The sequence below is a fragment of the Collinsella sp. AM17-1 genome (assembly GCF_003470665.1).
GTDB lineage: Bacteria > Actinomycetota > Coriobacteriia > Coriobacteriales > Coriobacteriaceae > Collinsella.
The window spans coordinates 93,131-108,525 of sequence record NZ_QRJZ01000001.1 but is presented as its reverse complement, the minus strand read 5'-3'; the positions used below and the strand labels follow the sequence as shown (position 1 = coordinate 108,525).

At 58.9% G+C, this 15,395-nt stretch carries 14 protein-coding genes and 1 other RNA gene; 3 read left to right on the top strand and 12 right to left on the bottom strand.

Going from position 1 to position 15,395, the window contains the following annotated elements; translation table 11 throughout:
- The first annotated feature begins 102 nt into the window (after positions 1-102).
- Positions 103-990, top strand: coding sequence for a class I SAM-dependent methyltransferase (locus DW195_RS00430; RefSeq protein WP_233540773.1), 888 nt, complete (start codon positions 103-105; stop codon positions 988-990).
- A 158-nt stretch (positions 991-1,148) separates the two neighbouring features.
- Positions 1,149-1,448, top strand: coding sequence for a YhbY family RNA-binding protein (locus DW195_RS00425; RefSeq protein ID WP_117839974.1), 300 nt, complete (start codon positions 1,149-1,151; stop codon positions 1,446-1,448).
- Between the two features lie 58 nt (positions 1,449-1,506).
- Here DW195_RS00425 and DW195_RS00420 read toward each other — a convergent pair whose 3' ends face one another.
- The 8 genes from DW195_RS00420 to ssrA form a co-directional block, all read right to left on the bottom strand.
- On the bottom strand, positions 1,507-4,503 hold the full coding sequence (locus DW195_RS00420; protein ID WP_118205267.1) for a BTAD domain-containing putative transcriptional regulator: 2,997 nt from the start codon (positions 4,501-4,503) through the stop codon (positions 1,507-1,509).
- Between the two features lie 450 nt (positions 4,504-4,953).
- Positions 4,954-5,682 (bottom strand): glucosamine-6-phosphate deaminase, encoded by a 729-nt coding sequence (nagB, locus tag DW195_RS00415; protein ID WP_118205265.1) that lies wholly within the window; start codon positions 5,680-5,682, stop codon positions 4,954-4,956.
- A 272-nt stretch (positions 5,683-5,954) separates the two neighbouring features.
- Positions 5,955-6,452 (bottom strand): PTS glucose transporter subunit IIA, encoded by a 498-nt coding sequence (locus DW195_RS00410; protein ID WP_117839977.1) that lies wholly within the window; start codon positions 6,450-6,452, stop codon positions 5,955-5,957.
- Positions 6,453-6,523: 71 nt separating this feature from the next.
- Positions 6,524-7,861: a phosphoglucosamine mutase gene (glmM, locus tag DW195_RS00405; RefSeq protein WP_117583337.1), complete on the bottom strand. Its 1,338-nt coding sequence runs from the start codon at positions 7,859-7,861 to the stop codon at positions 6,524-6,526.
- A 123-nt stretch (positions 7,862-7,984) separates the two neighbouring features.
- On the bottom strand, positions 7,985-8,380 hold the full coding sequence (gene rpsI / locus DW195_RS00400) for a 30S ribosomal protein S9 (RefSeq protein WP_022094634.1): 396 nt from the start codon (positions 8,378-8,380) through the stop codon (positions 7,985-7,987).
- Positions 8,381-8,382: 2 nt separating this feature from the next.
- Positions 8,383-8,826 (bottom strand): 50S ribosomal protein L13, encoded by a 444-nt coding sequence (gene rplM, locus DW195_RS00395; protein ID WP_022094635.1) that lies wholly within the window; start codon positions 8,824-8,826, stop codon positions 8,383-8,385.
- Between the two features lie 157 nt (positions 8,827-8,983).
- A complete protein-coding gene (locus DW195_RS00390) occupies positions 8,984-9,862 on the bottom strand; it encodes a patatin family protein (protein ID WP_118205263.1) in 879 nt (292 codons plus the stop codon).
- Between the two features lie 651 nt (positions 9,863-10,513).
- Positions 10,514-10,877: a transfer-messenger RNA gene (ssrA, locus tag DW195_RS00385) on the bottom strand.
- 239 nt (positions 10,878-11,116) lie between these two features.
- Here ssrA and DW195_RS00380 point away from each other — a divergent pair.
- Positions 11,117-11,551, top strand: a complete 435-nt coding sequence (locus DW195_RS00380; RefSeq protein ID WP_118205261.1) for a hypothetical protein — start codon at positions 11,117-11,119, stop codon at positions 11,549-11,551.
- A gap of 58 nt (positions 11,552-11,609) precedes the next feature.
- Here DW195_RS00380 and DW195_RS00375 read toward each other — a convergent pair whose 3' ends face one another.
- The 4 genes from DW195_RS00375 to DW195_RS00360 form a co-directional block, all read right to left on the bottom strand.
- Complete coding sequence (locus DW195_RS00375) at positions 11,610-12,125, bottom strand: PIN domain-containing protein (protein ID WP_118205259.1); 516 nt, start codon at positions 12,123-12,125, stop codon at positions 11,610-11,612.
- A complete protein-coding gene (locus DW195_RS00370) occupies positions 12,122-12,475 on the bottom strand; it encodes a hypothetical protein (RefSeq protein ID WP_118205257.1) in 354 nt (117 codons plus the stop codon). The genes DW195_RS00375 and DW195_RS00370 overlap by 4 nt, the downstream gene beginning before the upstream one ends.
- A 138-nt stretch (positions 12,476-12,613) precedes the next feature.
- Positions 12,614-14,629, bottom strand: a complete 2,016-nt coding sequence (locus DW195_RS00365) for a heavy metal translocating P-type ATPase (protein WP_233540772.1) — start codon at positions 14,627-14,629, stop codon at positions 12,614-12,616.
- 78 nt (positions 14,630-14,707) lie between these two features.
- Positions 14,708-14,953, bottom strand: a complete 246-nt coding sequence (locus DW195_RS00360) for a DUF6110 family protein (RefSeq protein WP_118080918.1) — start codon at positions 14,951-14,953, stop codon at positions 14,708-14,710.
- Positions 14,954-15,395: the final 442 nt, after the last annotated feature.

Below are 15,395 nucleotides of genomic sequence, written 5' to 3'. Positions count from 1 at the left end.
ACTGGTGTGGCGGTTTGGCGTTGGATCGGCTCTTTCTGATATATGCTGGTTGCGGCTCTTCTTTTGGGAGGAGTCGCTTTTTTGTTGTGAGGGGGATGGCCCGTGGCTGATGGTGTAATTCAATCTGAGCTTCTTTCTGCGGATTGGAATGGCGAATGGATGCGTCTGCAGGCCGCTCGACATCGGACTGATGATTCTGTTGAGTGGGATAAAAGGGCTCGGCATTTTCGGCCGCTGGAGACTGCCCCGTATGCTCGGGATTTTATGAAGCTGTTGGCGTTAAAGCCTGGTGAATCCGTGCTGGATATGGGGTGTGGGGCTGGGTCGATTGCTATTCCGCTTGCTCAGGCTGGGCATCCTGTGATTGCTGCTGACTTTTCCCCTGCTATGTTGAGCACGCTTGATGCTGGCATTGAGTTCTATGGGCTCGAGGATCTTATTACGCCGCTTGAGCTTGCTTGGGATGATGATTGGGATTTGGTTGCACCGGTTGTGAAAGCGGTGGATGTTGCCTTTGCCAGTCGGTCGGTTACGACGACCAATCTAAAAGGTGCGCTTGCCAAGCTTGATCGTACGGCTCGTCGGCGTTGTGCTGTCACGATGGTCGCCAACTCCAGCCCGCGCTATGACCTGCACCTGATGAACGCCATCGGCGTCTCGGTTACCCGCAGCAACGGATTTGTATATGCCTTTAACATCCTTATTCAGATGGGTGCGTTGCCGCAGGTCACGTATTTTGAATCGCCCCGCCGCGACACCTTCGATAGTCTTGAGGCGGGCGTGGCAGACTTTTCTCGCATGCTCGAGCATGGCAACGAGGATAAGATTGACCGCCTGCGCGACTATATCGCCCACCACATGATCGAGAACCCCCATGCCGGCGAGCCGGGATCCAAGGGCGTACCGCAGGGACGCTACATGCTCGACCACATCCGCAAAGTCCGATGGGCGTTTATCGCCTGGGAACCGGTCTCCGTACCCCGCCCGTAGCCCATCTAAAGCTTGCATCGTCTTCCCGCCCGGCATCCGCATTCTTTGCGAACTGGGCAAACGCGCTCCACACCACGCCGTTCCTGCGCTATCGTGGGACAGCTCACGTAGATTAAGGCCCCATTGCGGGGCGCCCCATACATAGAAAGCGAGAACCCATGGCACTGACAGGAGCCCAGGTCAAGCAGCTTCGCAGCATGGCCCATCACCTCAACCCCGCCATCATCATCGGTAAGTCCGATGTCAACGAGGGCACCGTCGAGCAGACGGTCGCCTACCTGGAGAAGCACGAGCTCGTTAAGTGCTCCGTGCTGGACGGCTCCAGCCTTTCTGCCCGCGAGGCCGCCGAGGAGCTCGCCGAGCGCTGCCACGCCGACGTCGTTCAGGTTATCGGCCGCAAGTTCTCGCTGTATCGCGAGTCCTCGCGCAAGGATATCGAGAAGATCAAGCTCGTCTAAAACCGACTGGCCATACCGAGTAGCCTGTGGGCGTCCGAGTGATTCGGGCGCCCGTTTTTTATCGCTCGACAAGCACGCGCTTGAGCCTGCCTTCGACCAGGCGCTCATACAGGCGCCTTGTCTCGGGCTCAGGCACGCCTTGAACCTGCTCTCGCAGGTGGTGCATGTGGCCGCTGTATAGCTCGACAACATCGCGGCGTCGTCCCGCCGCACCGTAAACGCGCATGGCACAGCGAACCATGTCCTCGCGCGCAGTCTCTTGGCGAAGCCCCGATTCAACGAGCCAAATTGCCGATTGCAGGTCATTTTCCTCGAGAGCGGCATTCGCTCCCCTAATCATGCAGTCGATGTACTTGGATTGCATAATGTGGCGCATGCGCGTAAAAAACGTGGGATTGCAACCGGTGGGAACATACAGCGGCCCCGCGTAGAGCTGCTCAACCTTAAGACAAAGCTCAACCAGGTGAGGGCCTCTCGCGCCCATACGGTTTCCCAGGATCTCGCGGCTCAGCTGGTCAAAGAGCCTTACATCGGTCTTAACGTAGTCGCCGTTGAGCCCTATGCACTCGTTTTGGATGAGCACGCACGACTTGCCATCCGGCGTTGGACCCAAAGCCGAGCGCAAGCGCGATACCGTCGAATACAGATTGTTGCGCGCGGCGCTAAACTCGGCATGGGGCCACAACTCCATGGCGATTGTCTCGCGGTCGACCATGGCATCCATGCCCAACGCGAGCCGCTCGGCAAGTGTTGCCGCCTTTTTGCGACGCCACATCTTATCCGTGATGGGAAAGCCGTCGCGCTCGGCGCGAAATGTGCCAAACATGCGCATCTCAATATGGCCGATCGTATCGACAGCCTCAACCTCGCCCGCCTGGAACAGGTGCTCGCTTTCGCCCTCAAAATCATCGCGTAGTGAATACCGCGACAGCTCACGCACCGGAAGCTTCTTGCGAATCCTGACGGCAGGCTCGCCCAGACAGTGCATCGCAAGACGCGCAAATAGCCGATACGATGGGTCTAAAATCCCCGAGCGATTCATAGACATCCAGGCGGCAAGATCGCTATCGCGGCCCGCAGCGGCCAGGTGCAGCGCCACGATCCAGGCTTCTGAGCCACCGACCTGCGTCTTGCTAATGTCGAGCAGCTCCGCCTCTTCGCGAACCGATACCAGCGACGTATTGCGCAGGTACGCCGCACGTTCCAGCAACAACGCGTTTTCGCGCATGTACGCAATCGATTCGTCGGCGAGCTTGAGTACCTGAACCGCGCGAAACTTCGCGTTGACCGGCCGCCCCTCCGCCAGCGATTGCCAACCCTCCAGCAATAACCCAAACAGCTGAATTTGATTGTCACGAACACGCACCGCAAAGCGGTCGAGCTCGCCAAACGCCACATCGTCGGTCACGGGCAAGCCCGCGAGCAGGCGCCGCGCCGCGAGCACCATACGCAGCCAAATGGATGGCGCCTTAAGCCCGCGGATATCGAGCGCCTCGAGTATCTGCGCCATCTTGTCATCGCGCTCGTCGGGTTTAGCAAACGAGCCGTCGAACAGCTCCACCAGCATATGGTCGGCCTGTATGAGAATCCCCGCGATGTCGAGCTCGCAATCATAAGCTTTGCACGCCTTGAGCTTCGCGAGAACATTGCCATCTTCCGCTCGCTCGGTTAGGTGGCGCTTGACCTCGATATGCGCGGACAGCATGTCGAGCACCTCGCAGGATGTCTGTTCTTGCACAACAGGGTTGGCGGGAAGCCCCAGATCATTGTCGCCATAAAAGGCGATGGTGAGCGCCTGGGCTATTTTCCAGGTAGCGGGATCGACCTCGTGCGCCGCCTGGTCACCCGCACGTTCGATAACGGACGCCATATACCTTGCTAGCTTTGTATTGCACACGCTGACAGCCGCCAGATACACGCCGAGTGCCTCGGCGGGTGCCGGCTCTTGCTCCTGCTTTTCCGCATTGATCATCGCCGACGCCGCACGGCAAATGTCCCCTCCGTGCCCGGTCAGGGCAAGATCGGCCCCATACTGCCCGGCAAGTTCCAATACCACATGGCGGTCCAAGAACGCGTCGGCCAGGTCCATAGCCAAATCGCATCGGCCCGCCTTGATCAAAATGCGAGCAGCCCGCGATACAAGTTCGGGACGGATCTCGGCAACAAGCTTTCGCAGCCTCAGGCGCGCGTTGTCCTTAGCGCCCAAACACCTAAAGGTGCGATCAGACGGATCCACGCCAAAAATCGGATAATCGCGCACAAAGATGGACTGGTCGACCATCGAAAGCCTCACGCCGCACGCCTCTAGCTCCGCAATGCGGCCCTCGCCCATCAGCACCATCAAGCAGGCAACGGTAAACAACAGGTTGTTCTCGAGCGATGCAAGATCGGCCAGCGCCGCACCGTACACGTTGACGATTTCGTTCTCGAGCAAGCCGGCAACATCGCCCTGTCCATACATTCCCGTCTGCAGGGCCGATACCAGCTCGGGTACGCCCTGTGTGAGCCGATAAAAATCGAGCGATGTGCTGATCGAGAACGCCGTGGCCCATGACGAATACTCATAGGCGTGCACCTTGAGCATCTGCGCATTGACTTTTACAGAATCGCCCAGCCCGTGGATAAGCAATCGGTTGGAGGGGCGGCAGGCAATAAAGACCCCCGTCCCCGTAGCACGTAAGCTGCGGATTCGATCGATGAGGTCCTCGGTTTCGTGCTGCTCGAGATTGGGCACGTTGTCGATCGCAACGAGCGAATGAGGTTTGTCCTTAAGCTCATCGGCGACAACCTCGAGCTGCATAAAGAGCTCGCGTCCAATCGCGCGGTCGGCCTCGATAATCCGAACCGGCCCTCGCGTGGGGTCCGATTTAACCTCCTGCACGTATTGCAGCAACACCGACGTCTTACCAAACCCATCGGGCGCGTAGAGCAAAACAATTCCCGCCTTGCGCCCTTTAACGATGAGCTCGTTCATCAAGCGATCGCGCCGCACCATATAGCCGCCGCCCGTCGGCATCAACTCGAGGTCGTCCGTATTGCCCAAATCGTTTACCATGCTTGCTCCTCAACTCGACCATATGGACACCGTAGCTGCAGGACCATATGAGCCGCCCCGTGAATAGCGCGACTTAGAGTTTTTAATTGTCTGCCGGTACGTGTTTGGCAAGTTTTTGTACAGCGAGGCCCGATGGTAACTTATCCCCCGACCAATAGGTCTTTGCGCAGGTCAATGCGCTTGCCAGCATGTCCCATCCCATTTGCAGTGTAGCGCAGTCGGCTATTTTTATTTGAGTTGCGCAACTCGCCTACTCCTCGCTACCGCCTGCGACTCTATGGTGGCAAATGTGCATAGAATCTGCTATAGAATGAATCACAAAAATTTAAAACCCTCCAGTCAAGCACGCGGCAAGGTTTCCGTCATGTATACGCCACGGCGTATGTCCACTAAAAAGGCCCCCGCAAAGCGAGGGCCTTTTGGAAAGCTATGCAAGATCGCTTGGTCGCGTTACTCGCAGAGCGAAAGAGCGGCCTCGTCAGCAACGACGACGCAGTTGGTGTGCAGTTGCAGGATCGAAGCCGGGCACTTGGGCGTAACCGGACCATAGCACATATCGTGCACGGCCTGAGCCTTGGCCTCGCCGTTGGCGACAACCAGGATCATGCGGGCATACATGATGGTCTGGGTGCCCATGGTGTAAGCCTGACGGGGCACATCATCGATGCTGTCGAACAGGCGGCTGTTAGCCTGAATGGTGCTCTCGGTCAGGTCGACGCAGTGCGTACCCTTGGAGAAGTGGTCATCGGGCTCGTTGAAGCCAATATGACCGTTATTACCAATGCCGAGCAGCTGCAGATCCGGGTAACCGGCGGCAGCGACGATCTTGTCGTACTCGGAGCAGGCAGCAGTGGCATCGGGGTTGGAGCCATCGGGCACGTGCGTGTTGTTCAGATCGATATTGATGTGATCGAAGAAGTTCTCGCGCATAAAGTAGTGATAGCTCTGGGGATCGTCGTGCGAAAGACCACGATACTCGTCCAGGTTATAAGTGCTGACCTCGGCGAAGTCGACGTCGCCCTTCTCGTACCAAGCGGCGAGCTGCTTGTAAGCGCCAATCGGGGTGGAGCCGGTGGCAAGACCCAGCACGCAATCGGGCTTGAGGATAACCTGGGCCGAGATGATATTAGCGGCCTTGCGGCTCATATCCTCGTAGTCTTTAGCTTTAATGATTTTCATTACGCGTCCTTTCTCGTACAAGAGAGGCAAGGCTCCCCTTACAAGCACTTGCCCGCGGCCCGCGTCGGCCGCAACCAACGTGTGCGGCCACCAGGGCGAGGTCGCGTAATATATGTGTCTCGTGTCTAACCGCGTCGAGGCCCCTGCCCGTCCACGGTGACCCAAAGCTGTTTAGCTTCGGACAATCCCCATCTTGCCACGGAGGGCGCCCTCTTTCAAGCGCGCCCTCCGTAAACGTGATTGAATTGTAGGCTAAAGGCCAAGCGGAGCGACTAGCGCTCGCGAGCAACGATGAGCTGGTCCATCTCCTCGACATGCTCGCCAACGGAGCCCTTGATGCTCGAGAACTCAACAGAGTTGCACACCAAGATGGGAACCGTCACATCGTAACCCTCGGCAGCAATTGCCTCGCGATCGAACTCGATGAGCACGTCGCCCTTATGGACGACATCACCCACCTGTGCATGCACGCTAAAATGCTTGCCCTCAAGCTGGACAGTGTCCAAACCAACATGGATGAGCACGTCTAGACCATCGACCGTGTTGAGCGCAACGGCATGACCCGTGGGAAAAATCGCCTCGACCTTAGCGTCAGCCGGAGCAATCACACGTGTACCCGTAGGCTGAATCGCCACGCCCTGGCCCAAAAGGCCGGTAGCAAACGTCTGGTCTTTGACCTCGGATAACGGAATGACGTCGCCCGAGATGGGAGCATCCAGCGTAAGGACTCGACCACGCATACCAAAAGACCTCAGGACTTTAGTGAACATGCTCCCCCTCGGACATACCAATCAATCAAAATAACTTTAACAGTTTACCACTTGGCACCCGTTTTTGACCATTAGGGAAGTTCGCGCTTGACAACCTCGACGATGTCGTCAACCACACGCTGGGTCAACTCGTGCGTCTCGGCCTCGGCCATCACACGGACCAGCGGCTCGGTGCCACTCGGACGTACCAGAATGCGGCCGCGACCGTTGAGCTCCTTCTCGGCGGCAGCGACGGCGTCCCAAATGGGCTGACAATCGTCCAGGCCGGCCTTATTGTCGGAATGTACGTTGACAAGTACCTGCGGGTACTTCTTCATGATGCCGGCAAGGTCGGTGAGGGTGCGGCCGGTGCGCTTGAGCACGGCCAGAAGCTGCAGGGCCGTCACCAAGCCGTCGCCGGTGGTGTTGTGCTCCAGGAAGATGATGTGGCCGGACTGCTCGCCGCCGATGACGGCACCGTCCTCGAGCATACGCTCGAGAACATAGCGGTCGCCCACGGCGGTCTGGACCATCTCGAAGCCCTGCTCCTTCATGGCGATGGAGAAGCCTAGGTTGCACATAACGGTCGAGACGATCTCGGAGTTGGCGAGCTTGCCGCGAGCGGCCAAGTCGGAGCCGCAGATGGCCAGGATGTAGTCGCCATCGATTTCGTTGCCCTCGCTGTCCACGAACAGCACGCGATCGGCGTCGCCATCGTGAGCCAGACCGATGTCGGCGTGGGTGCGCAGCACGAGCTCACGCAGGGGCTCAAGATGAGTGGAGCCGCACTCGACGTTAATGTCGGTGCCGCAGTAATCGGTGTTGATGGCATGGACCGTGGCGCCCAGGCGCTGCAGTGCGGCGGGCGTGGTCTGGCAAGAAGCACCGTGGCCGCAGTCGACGGCAACAACCAGGCCATCGAGTTTAAGGCCGTCGAGCGTGCTGATGGCATGATCGACATATGCCTTGCGGGCGTCCTTCATCTTGATGATGTGACCCACACCGGCGCCGGTCGGCAGCGTGTCGGCAGCCATGGCCTCCTCGGACATGACCCAGGCGCTGATCTCTTCCTCGACAGCATCGGGAAGCTTCATGCCCTTGCGGCTAAAGAACTTGATGCCGTTGAACTCCGGCGGATTGTGCGAAGCAGAGATGACGATACCGCCGTCGAGCTCGTTTTGGACGGTGAGCAGCGCCACGGCCGGCGTAGGGATAACGCCGCAGCAGTGCGGTCGGCCGCCCTCGGCCATAATGCCGGCGGTCAGAGCACTCTCGAGCATGGTGCCCGAAAGACGCGTGTCACGGCCGATGCAAATGTCCGGACCAAGGAACTTGGTCGCCGCACGGCCAAGACGAAACGCGAGGTCGCACGAGAGGTCGGCGTTGGCGACGCCGCGGACGCCATCGGTACCGAAGATGTTCTGGGGCATAGGATCGCTCCTTCCCAAGTGGGCAAAACGCAGTCGCCCACCCTAGTCGAAAAAGAAAAGCGGGACCCGCCGAGCAATCGGCAGGCCCCGCTTGTACATTGTATCTCGTAAGGAGATAAAACCTTAGCGCTTGGAGAACTGGGGAGCGCGGCGAGCCTTCTTGAGGCCGTACTTCTTGCGCTCGACCACGCGAGCATCGCGCGTAAGGAAACCGGCCTTCTTGAGGTCAGCACGGTAGTCGCCAGCGTTCAGAAGAGCGCGAGCGATGCCCAGGCGCAGAGCGCCGGACTGACCGGAGATGCCGCCGCCATCGCACAGAGCGATAACGTCGAACTGACCGGCGGTGTCGGTCACCTTGAAGGGAGCAAGGGCGTTCTCAACGAGCTGATGACGGCCGAAATACTGCTCGGCGTCACGCTTGTTGATGGTCACCTTGCCGGTGCCGGGGACGAGACGGACGCGGGCGACGGCGTTCTTACGACGGCCGGTACCCTGGTAGACAACGGTGTTCTCAGCCATCTTTAAGCCTCCAGCTCAATCTTCGTGGGGTTCTGGGCAGCGTGCGGATGCTCGGCACCAGCGTAGACCTTAAGCTTGGTCATCTGGGCACGGCCGAGGGTGGTCTTGGGCAGCATGCCGCGAACGGCGCGCTCGATGACCTTCTCCGGGTGCTTCTCCATAGCCTGGCGGAAGCTCTCAGCCTTGAGGCCGCCGTTGTAGCCGCTGTGGCGATAATAGGTCTTCGTGTCGGCCTTGTTACCGGTAAGCTGGACCTTATCGGCGTTGATGACGACAACGAAGTCGCCGCAGTCGCTGTTGGGCGTGAACTGGGGCTTGTTCTTACCGCGCAGGATCATTGCGATCTGAGTGGCAAGACGGCCCAGGACAGCACCATCGGCGTCGACGAGAACCCAGTTGCGCTGGACCTCGCCCTGCTTGGCGTAGTGAGTCGATTTCGAAATCACTTAGACTCCTCCATGTACAGTACGTGTTGTTACAGAGATTCACGGGGCTCTGCAAGTAACCCGTCCATATTACCCCGCTCGTCGCCCGAGTCAACAGGTATTTTGGTTCTGACCAGACTTTCTGCACATGTCGTCCATGGGTCATGATGTCGCGACACTAGCGCTCGACAAATGCCTCGATATCACTCAGTAGGCGCTTTGCCTCCTGGCGGCCCTGAATATACAGGTCGAGGAGCTTTGCTGGATCGTGCTCAACGTGGCCGACCTCGACTGGCTTTTGCGGAGCAACGACCAGCGCGCGGCCCTCGCGCTCATACTTCCACAGATGCATGCGCTGGATGTTATAGCGCTCGTGGCGCGTCTCGATAGCCTCGAGCAGGTAGGGGTAGTCGGCATAGCGGGCGCGCGCGGCGGGCATAAACTCGTAGGGCTTTTTCTCGTACGAGCGGTCCTGCGTGACAATGACAACCGCGCGATCGAAGCCCGCCTCCTCCAGCACGTGCTCGATGGGAACCGAATCGGCTACGCCACCGTCGACGTATTTGTGCCCGTCAATCTCGACCGGCGGCGTCACCAGCGGCAGCGACGTCGAGGCGCGCACGGCATCGAGGTCGAGCACGGCGCTTTTGACCGGCAGGTACGCGGCGGTTCCAAAGAGCATGTCCGTCGCGACGACGTACATCTCGATGGGGCTCGCATCAAACGTCTCGTTGTCAAAGGGATCCAGGCGGTCCTGGACATCGTTGAAGATAAAGTCGTAACCCACAATGGAGCCCGTGGACGCAAACGATGCGGCACCCATGAAGCGGTTGTCGTTGCAGAAAGCCAGGTTGATGCGGTTGGCACGACCGATCTGGTGCGACTTGTAGTTCACGCCGTTGAGGGCGCCAGCCGATACGCCGTAGACAGCCGGAATCTCGACGCCAGCCTCCATGAGGACGTCAAGCACGCCCGCGGTAAACTGCCCGCGAAAACTACCGCCCTCCAAAACGAGCGCGACTTTACCAGCGTTCTTTGCCCTATCTTCTGCAGTCATATTGACCTCCTGCTGTTTCGTTTTGGCCTTCTTCTACCCAGTTTTGGGATAGAGAGCGCATTGGTTTTGGAGTTGCGGAGGACGGGGCGGTCGGCGGAAAGCCCGTCCCACTCTGCGTTGCTGCGGCGTTTTCTTTACGCTCGCGCCCTGCACAGAGTTCGATTCTCCGCGGGTTTGGGATTCCGTTGATGCGGCGCATGGTCGGCTGAGATTCGATAGCATCGCATCTATATAGGGTTGGAGCTTTGCGCGGAGAATCCGCGTGTTCGCTTCGCGAACCCGCACCGGCTTCGGCCGCCTGCCGGCGTCCTCGCCCGCGGGCTAAAAACGCTCACGCGTTTTCCTAACGCCCGCGCCCTGCACAGAGTTCGATTCTCCGCGGTACGGGGGGGTGGCGTTGGCGCGGGGTATTGCCGGTCGTCATCCCATCGGCATCGCATCTGTATAGGGTTGGAGCTTTGCGCGGAGAATCCGCGTGTTCGCTTCGCGACCCCGCACCGGCTTCGGCCGCCTGCCGGCGTCCTCGCCCGCGGGCTAAAAACGCTCACGCGTTTTCCTAACGCCCGCGCCCTGCACAGAGTTCGATTCTCCGCGGTATCTGTAAGTAATAAAAAAGCAGGTAGAGACACTTCTCTACCTGCTTGTAACTATTGGTGGAGGCGCGGAGAATCGAACTCCGGTCCACGAAAGCCCCCTGATTGGCATCTCCAAGCTCAGTCGCTGGTTTAGTCTCGGACGCTTTGCGCGCAACGACACGCTCGCGGCATCCCAACCGGTTCGGTCTTAGCCTGCGCCATACCGATTACGTGCGCAGGAGCATTCCCCTAAAATGACGTCGCGCCGGTGTCGGGGAAATCACCGGGTTGACGCGCCGCTATAAACTAAGCAGCGAGAGCCATAGGCTCAAAAGAAGAGTTGTTGTCAATTCAATTTGACGGTACCCCTATTTAACGAGGCGAGGAGACCTCGGCTTGCTTCCTCTCTCAGAGCTATCGTGTCGAAACCAGTCGCCCCCGAATGTCGGGAAAGTCTGGATGGTATCGGATCTGCAAACACCCGATAACCGTCGACTTTTCAAGGAACACGCGGGGTGAACCCCGCTCGTGGATAGCTATCTTACCACGTTCTAAAGGCAGACAGCCGCTCTATGCACGAGCTGTGAAGACCCTAATGTGCGCCGCACTTCGCACTTTTGCTACCGATCACGTCACGTATATTTTCGCCAAGCAAAATTGACCCGTCGAAAGGACCGTTATGGATACCAAGCAGCAACTCATCAATGCCCTCGCAGGCCTGGGCTCAACCATTACCGAAGCTATGGATGTCATCGAAGGCTTTGCCCCCTGCGGACATCCCGCCCTCACGGTATCGAACGCACTCGTCGTGCTGGACGCTGACGATGATGCAGCTCTCGCCCAGCAGCTTGAGACCGTCGAGGGCTTTATCGACCACGTGAGTGAGAACCGCGGCGTGGCCGCCTACCACGGCATCGAGGTCGAGCTCGCGGGTCCCAAAGCCGATCTACTCGCAGCAATCCGCGAGGTAGGCGCCCTTATGCAGACCGCAGGCGTCAAGAACACCCAGGTCAACGAGTGGGTTTACCGCAGTCTAGCAGCACTCGACAGCTCCGACGAAAAGGCAGCCGAGCAGCTCGCAGAAAGTCCCGCCATTAAGGCCGAGCTTTTGTAAATAGCAGACGCGGGCCCTTTGGCGTATCGTCGTCCAAGAGGCCCACAAACAGCTCGCGTCAACCGATAGCCGCGACGCCGCGTTCGGCCAAAGCAAGAATCGGCATCATTTGACGAGGTGTCTTTGCTGCAAGATCGGCATGTTCGAGCAGTTTGCGATCGTTAGTTACCAAGTAATCTGCCCCAGCGCGTCTGCATGCCGCCAACACCAAATTATCCTCGTAATCATGATGAAGCGTTAGATACTTATTGGCCAACCACAAATCGGATGCGTCTGCGCCCACGGCGGTGGCGTTTTCGGTCATATTTCGAACAAACGCCAGCGCGGCCTCGCCTATCGCTCGTGCCGATGCTTCGTCGACCGAGCCTTTTTTAGCAATAACCCTGCGCTTGAGCTCGTGCTGGACAACATACAGTACATCCTTGGCGATATGCACCGGAAAGAGCAACGTTGCGCCAGATTCCGCAGCCCGTCCGATAAACGCACGCGCGGCAAGCGACTCGGCATGGTCGACGCAAAATGAATCAACCCATACGTTGGCGTCCACCATGATCTTGAGGGGAGCCCCGCTCACAGGATCATCCCCTTTTGGCGATAGCGCTCGTCCATGGCTTCGGAATAGATTGTGTCCCAATCGCGATCGTCGGATACGGGCGACGTAGCAATGCCCAGGTCCGCGTAAAGCCGGTCTGCCGCTGCCCACGACGCGGCGAACAGAGTATCGGGCACGACGGTCTGTTGCCGGTCGTCGACGGCCGCAAGCACTTCCTCGCACTGCCCGCCACCCTGCGCGACCTTGGCCACCACCTTTTTGATGAGCTCGGGCAGTGAGGCGCCCGAAAGCCGCAACGCTTCCTCCGCATGGTCCTTGACCTGACGATCGACGCGAACATTCACCTGCGCCATGCTGCCAACAGCACCCATCTCAACCTCACCTTCGACTTCTGCTATCTTTGCTAGCATCACTATATATTGCTGCTAGCACATGGTCAAACGCAAAAGGCCTGCATTCCGACAGATGCAACACCGTCCAAATGCAGGCCATAAACTCAAGCAAAAGCGCTAGCGCAGATATGCCTTCGCGTTGCTCAGGCTGTAGGCAATCGTCGAGCCATTGTGCAGCAGCGACGACGCCTGCGGGGTAATCGCGCCGGTAATGCCCAGTGCCAGGAGCGCTGAGTTGGTGAGCATCACCTTAGAATAGGAGCTCGTCAAACGATCAACGAGGCCCTGGCTCATGCGGCGCAGGCGCACGATCGCGGCCAGATCCGTGTCGGTCAGGATGATGTCGGCGACCTCCTTGGCAATGTCGCTTCCGCCACCCATCGCCAGGCCCACGTCAGCCAAACCGAGTGCCGGCGAATCGTTAACGCCGTCGCCCACCATGGCAACGTGGCGCCCCTCGCCCTTAATGCGCTCTACATACGCGTACTTGTCCTCGGGCAGCAGCTCGGCCTTAAACTCGTCGACTCCTGCCTCTCGCGCAATACGCTCGGCCGTGCGCTCGGAATCGCCCGTGAGCATAACGACATGCTTAACGCCCAGCGCATGCAGGTCGGCGATGGCCTCGCGCACGCCGGGTTTGAGCGGGTCCTCGATACCGAGCACGCCAACGACCGTGCCGTCGACCGCCAGGTACAGCGGCGACAAGCCCTGCATCTGGGACTCGATGCGCTCCTTGATGTCGGACTCAAGCTGCGCACCCTCGTCCTCGAATACAAAGTGCGCGGAACCGATGATGGCGCGACGCTCTTCAATGGACGAAGCGATACCGTGCGCCACGATGTACTCGACGGCAGCATGGCGCTCGCGGTGCTCGAGTCCGCGCTCACGTGCCGCATTGACCACGGCGCGCGCCACCGGATGCGGAAAATGCTCCTCCAGGCAAGCGGAAAGGCGCAGAATCTCGTCCTCACTCCAGCCATCGGTGGTAAGCACGCAAGCCAGGCGCGGCTGTGCCTCGGTCAGCGTGCCGGTCTTATCAAACACAATGGTGTCGGCCTTGGCAAACGACTCAAAATACTTCGCGCCCTTGACCATAACACCCATCTTGGCAGCGTCGCTCATGGCAGTCATGACGGCGACGGAACCCGTGAGCTTGAGTGCGCACGAGTAGTCGACCATCAGCGCCGCCGAGGTCTTGATGAGGCTTCGCGTGGTGAACGCAACCAAGCCCGCAAGCAGAAAGTTCCACGGGACGATCTTGTTGGCGAGGTCTTCCATATGCGACTGGCCCTCGGACTTGAGCGAGTCGGCCGCCTGCACGAGCGAGACGATCGAGCGGAGCTTGGTCTGGGCCGTATTGGCGCGCACGCGCACCAAGATGCTGCCGTCTTCCACGACGGTTCCGGCGAACACGTCGTCGCCTGCGCTGCGCTCGACGGCAAGCGGCTCGCCGGTCAGGGTCGCCTGGTTGACCATAGCGCTCCCCTGCTCAACAACACCATCGATGCAAATGGACATGCCAGTACGCACGGCGACCAGATCGCCGGGCTCAAGCTCGGTGGCGGGAACGCTCACCTCGGTGTCGCCGACAACCTTTTGCGCCTTGTCGGGCACGTCGAGCAGCGAGTTGATGAGCTCGTTTTCGCTCATGGCGCGGGTGTAGTCCTCGAGCAGCTCGCCCACGTTGAGCAGGAACATCGTCTGGCCCGCGGTGTCGACGTCGCGTTTGACGAACGAAATGCCGATGGCCGAAGCGTCGAGCACAGGAACGGTCAGGCGTGGCTGCGCCAGCTCATGAAGGGCAGCGCGCAAAAAGGTCATGTAACCGGCTACGACAAACACCGCACGCAGGGGCGTGGGCAAAAACCATCGGCGCGCATAGTGGGCGCCGATGAGTGTAGCAAGATCCATAACGAGCTTGTGCTTGCGTGGCTCAAGCTGCATCACGTAACCCGTCTTTGCGTCGGCAATGGCCTGGGCGTCGAGTGCGCCCAGAGCATCGAGCACGCCTGCACGACGCTGCTCGTCATATTCGAGCGCCATCTGGCCGATGCGGCCGTAGACGCGCACCTTGCGCACGCCATCGATTTCGCCACTGAGCTTTAGAAGCGCATCGAGATCGCTCTCTGGCACAGGACCCGCCAACTGAAGACGGGTCCTGCCGGGGATCTCGCTGATAATCGAGAATCTCATAGTTTGTGCCTGGGAGTGCTACTCGGCTGCCTTGTCCGCAGCGGCCTCGCTCTGGGTGATGTAGGCCGCCTCGGCAACCATGTCGTCGACATTAGCCTTGGCCTGCTCGACCATGTCCTGGTAGCCATTCTTGATGCGCATGCCGCACGCGATACCCTGCACGCAGGCATTCTTTACCGGAGCGCTGGTAAGCAGCTTGATGCCGGCCGTGCCAAGCAGAAAACCGCCACCGACAAGCAGGGTATTGAACGTCGACTTCTTCATGTTGCTTCTCCCTTTTGCCGCATTGGACGCGGCACGGTGCCTCAGTACTCGAGTAAACAAGTTTGCTCGAGCACACTTTTGGAAAATAGTTTAGTTTATCTAACTATTGAGGTCAACAAAGGTTAACTTTTTGGAAATCTTAAGGTGCGGAACAGCCAGCTTCTGGCAATCCGCCCGCCGCGATGTACATCCGTAACGCCAAAGAGGTGTCCCTCTTCCCTCCAGCAAATTGAAGGTGAATGGTTTTCCGCAAAGTGAACGAGCAAAATTGGACCCCCGAAGCATCCGCATTTTTTCGCAGCAAAATCGCAGGAAACACTCGACAAAACCGCAGGAAACCGAGTCAGAAAAGTGTTGATGTTTCAGGGGTCCAAAATAGGTCGTTCACTTCGCGGAAAAGTATTCACCTTCGTTTTCAACATCCATAAAGAATGAGGGCGCC

What these genes read in the sequence shown, in the direction of transcription:
- DW195_RS00425 (WP_117839974.1), top strand. Translation starts at nt 1,149, where the DNA reads ATGGCACTGACAGGAGCCCAGGTCAAGCAGCTTCGCAGCATGGCCCAT.
- DW195_RS00420 (WP_118205267.1), bottom strand. Translation starts at nt 4,503, where the DNA reads ATGGTAAACGATTTGGGCAATACGGACGACCTCGAGTTGATGCCGACG.
- nagB (WP_118205265.1), bottom strand. Translation starts at nt 5,682, where the DNA reads ATGAAAATCATTAAAGCTAAAGACTACGAGGATATGAGCCGCAAGGCC.
- DW195_RS00410 (WP_117839977.1), bottom strand. Translation starts at nt 6,452, where the DNA reads ATGTTCACTAAAGTCCTGAGGTCTTTTGGTATGCGTGGTCGAGTCCTT.
- glmM (WP_117583337.1), bottom strand. Translation starts at nt 7,861, where the DNA reads ATGCCCCAGAACATCTTCGGTACCGATGGCGTCCGCGGCGTCGCCAAC.
- rpsI (WP_022094634.1), bottom strand. Translation starts at nt 8,380, where the DNA reads ATGGCTGAGAACACCGTTGTCTACCAGGGTACCGGCCGTCGTAAGAAC.
- DW195_RS00390 (WP_118205263.1), bottom strand. Translation starts at nt 9,862, where the DNA reads ATGACTGCAGAAGATAGGGCAAAGAACGCTGGTAAAGTCGCGCTCGTT.
- DW195_RS00380 (WP_118205261.1), top strand. Translation starts at nt 11,117, where the DNA reads ATGGATACCAAGCAGCAACTCATCAATGCCCTCGCAGGCCTGGGCTCA.
- DW195_RS00370 (WP_118205257.1), bottom strand. Translation starts at nt 12,475, where the DNA reads ATGGGTGCTGTTGGCAGCATGGCGCAGGTGAATGTTCGCGTCGATCGT.
- DW195_RS00360 (WP_118080918.1), bottom strand. Translation starts at nt 14,953, where the DNA reads ATGAAGAAGTCGACGTTCAATACCCTGCTTGTCGGTGGCGGTTTTCTG.